At 37.4% G+C, this 3,393-nt stretch carries 3 protein-coding genes; all 3 read right to left on the reverse strand.

Features of this window, described 5'->3' with window-relative positions; genetic code table 11:
- Nucleotides 1–63 precede the first annotated feature (63 nt).
- A complete protein-coding gene (locus BHE89_RS12755; protein WP_069367436.1) occupies nt 64–474 on the reverse strand; it encodes an acyl-CoA thioesterase in 411 nt (136 codons plus the stop codon).
- A 105-nt stretch (nt 475–579) separates the two neighbouring features.
- The gene (locus tag BHE89_RS12760; RefSeq protein WP_069367437.1) at nt 580–1,359 is read right to left on the reverse strand and encodes a PhzF family phenazine biosynthesis protein; all 780 of its coding nucleotides are present in this window, start codon (nt 1,357–1,359) and stop codon (nt 580–582) included.
- Nucleotides 1,360–1,519: 160 nt separating this feature from the next.
- A complete protein-coding gene (locus BHE89_RS12765) occupies nt 1,520–3,055 on the reverse strand; it encodes a peptide MFS transporter (protein ID WP_069367438.1) in 1,536 nt (511 codons plus the stop codon).
- Nucleotides 3,056–3,393: the final 338 nt, after the last annotated feature.

Consider the following 3,393-nt stretch of genomic DNA (forward strand, 5'->3'; position numbering starts at 1 on the left):
AATAAAATAAGTGGTTTTTAATTAATAGAGATAAAAAATCATGATAAATCTCTTTATAAAACGCTATTTATCGAATAATGGGGTAGGTTTTCCGTCATGATCAACAGCAACAAAATTAAACTGACCATGGATCACCTCTTCACGACCTTCTGCGTACATATCTTCAAGAAAAATAGAAACATTCACCGTTAAACTTGTGCGTCCAACACGAATAACTTCACCCACGAGTTCAATAATCGTCCCTGATGGAATTGGGTGATTAAAATTTATTTTTTCAGTTGAAACCGTGACTAGGCGTTTACGGCTAAAGCGGGTGGCCGTAATAAATGACACTTCATCCATCCAAGCTAATGCGGTGCCACCAAAGAGTGTTGAGTGGTGATTAGTTGTGGTGGGAAATATGACCTTAGATACACGGGTAACTGAATTTTTAATTTTATTTTGTAGTTCAGGAGATAAGTCAGAGATAGACATAAAAATAAAGCCTTCTTCTTTGATACTGTAAGGGAAATTCCTCACAGTATAAAATAGAGTAAATTGAAAGCAAAGTAGATGAATGAGTGATTATGTCTTTTATAATTAAAAGGTTATTTCGCCAATTAAAAAGAGTGCAGCATCTCCTGTTAGTAAAACTCGATCACCTTTTAGCACACAGTCTATATTCCCACCGCGTTTTGAAACTTGTCTTGCTTGTAACCGTGTTTTATTGAGTTTATCCCCCCAAATCGGTGCTAATACACAATGCGATGTACCTGTAACAGGATCTTCATTTACCCCTTTTACAGGGGCAAAGAAGCGAGAAATAAAGTCAAAAGGAGCATGACCTTTGGCGGTGATAATCACACCCGGTAAAGGCAATTGTGTGATTTGAGCGAAATCAGGTTGGTAGTTAATGACTGTTTCTGGATCAGATAAAAAGCAAATATAGCGATCACGCGCTTGCCAAACTTGCTCTATTTGTAATGCTAATTTTTCTTCAAGTTCTGATTTTATATCGTTATTTAATGTCGCGGATATAGCCGGAAAATTAAGGGTAAAGAAAGGATCTTGGTAAGAAACAGTCAGCTCACCTGAAAGAGACTGAAATTTAAAGAGATCAGTAGGGGATTGTTTTATCGTTTTGAGTACAAAAGCAGTGGCTAATGTTGCATGCCCACAAAGAGGAACTTCAATTTTAGGTGTAAACCAACGAATATGATTACCCACTAAAAAAGCGGTTTCAGGTAAATTAATCTCATTAGCAAGTGTAATTAAGGTGTCATCAGGCAACCATTCTTCTAACAAAACGACAGCTGCTGGGTTTCCTGAAAAAGGTTGAGAGGAAAAAGCATTAACATAATAAATAGGAAGAACAGTCATCGCATTACCTTAGTAATCAACTATCAATAATAGAGGGTAATGAGATTAAGCGTTTTAAATATCAGGTGCAATACTTAAAAATAGCTTTCAACTTGTCGAATATAAAGCAAAAAGCCATGCCTAATGATTTAGACATGGCTTTAATAATTAACGCATTAAATTAAGCTTGAGCTTTCTCTTTACTATCTGCGCTTTGTAACAGCTTACGCACTGGAATAATTAGTGCAGCAAGAACAACTGCACAAATAACCAGAGCGATAGAAACATGAGAGAAGAAGTCAGGCATTACATCCAGTTTGTCTGGACGGATATTCCCACCCATTAAACCTGCTGCCAAATTACCTAATGCACTTGCACAGAACCATAATCCCATAACCTGACCACGCATTTTAGCTGGAGCTAAAATAGTCATTGTCGCAAGCCCAATTGGACTTAAGCATAATTCACCTAATGTCAGTAATAAAATACTGCCAATTAACCAAAGCGGTGAAACGCCTTGCCCTGTTGCAATGACACTTTCAGATGCAAACATCATGACGGTAAAGCCACCTGCTGCAAATAAAATACCAATGACAAACTTAGTCATGCTACTTAAGTTCATATTATTACGAGCCATCATTGGCCATAGCCAGCTAAATACAGGCGCAAGAATAATAATAAATAGGGCATTAACAGACTGGAACCAAACAGCAGGGATCTCAAAACCCATAAAGTTTAAGTCAGTATAGTCATTGGCAAATAAGTTAAATGATGTCGGTTTTTGTTCGAATGCAGACCAGAAAAGGGCGGCTGAAACCAATAAGAGGAAACAAACAAATAAACGAGAACGGTCACTGCTACTTAATCCAGCAAATAGGAATAAATAGATAAAATAGGCGATAACACTACCTGAAATCACATAGACCATAAAGTTAGCCACAACAACTGGGTTAAAAGGAATAACGCCAGAAATAATAAGGCCAACAATGGCTATAAGAACGACAGATAACGCTAAGATCCATTGACCGACATTACGACGAACAACCGTTGGGCGATCCCAACTTGAATCTAAACCGACTTCGCTATCAAAGCGACGCATGGTCGGTACTGCGTAAAAGCGGAAAATCAGTAGCGCAACAAGCATACCAATTCCACCGATACCAAAGCCCCAATGCCAGCCATAATCACGAACTAAGAAACCCGTGATGAGTGGTGCAATAAATGAGCCCATATTGATACCCATATAAAATAAGGAAAATCCGCCATCACGGCGAGTATCATCCCTTTTATATAAGGTTCCTACCATCACAGTGACGCAGGTTTTAAATAGTCCTGTACCTAATACAATGAGTAATAAACCGATAAAGAACAGATCTTGTGACCAAAACGCTGAAAGTGCGATGGATAGATGTCCTAATGCGATAAAGATAGAGCCGTACCATACCGCTAGGCGCTGACCTAACCAGTTATCAGCCAGCCAACCTCCTGGCAGCGATGTTAAATACACACCGCCTGCGAAAATACCCACAATGGCAGATGCCTGCTCTCTGGGGATTTCCATGCCACCCTCATAAACGGTTGCCGCCATAAATAGAATTAATAATGGGCGAATACCATAGAAAGAAAAGCGTTCCCACATTTCGGTAAAGAAAAGGGAGCTTAATGGATAGGGATGGCCAAAGAAAGTTCGGCTAGATTTTGAGTGAGTAGATTGCATCTTAAATTCCCAAAAAAAACCTCTACAGGTCGTTTGCAAGTAAAAAGAACAAAATATTAGCGAATGGTTAAACAAAATTATTTCATTCTGTTATCAATTACCACTGCATTTAATTAATATATTTTTAACATACTTTTGTCAGAATTTAGCGACTAAAAAGTATATTTAATACTTTATAAACCATTTTTTTGGTGCAAAAAGTCGATAAAAATCTCATTTTTGCAATAGTTAACCTTGCAATTTTTTTGAAAAAAAGAGGACAAGAAAATTTTTAGAGACATTAACAAATAGGGGGTTAGAATATTATTAATAAACAATAATTTACAAAAAATAGAATA

The organism is Shigella sp. FC1967 (genome assembly GCF_001743005.1).
Classification (GTDB): Bacteria; Pseudomonadota; Gammaproteobacteria; order Enterobacterales; family Enterobacteriaceae; genus Proteus.

Excerpts from the sequence above, each read along its gene's own strand:
- BHE89_RS12755 (WP_069367436.1), bottom strand. The coding sequence starts at position 474 with ATGTCTATCTCTGACTTATCTCCTGAACTACAAAATAAAATTAAAAAT.
- BHE89_RS12760 (WP_069367437.1), bottom strand. The coding sequence starts at position 1,359 with ATGACTGTTCTTCCTATTTATTATGTTAATGCTTTTTCCTCTCAACCT.
- BHE89_RS12765 (WP_069367438.1), bottom strand. The coding sequence starts at position 3,055 with ATGCAATCTACTCACTCAAAATCTAGCCGAACTTTCTTTGGCCATCCC.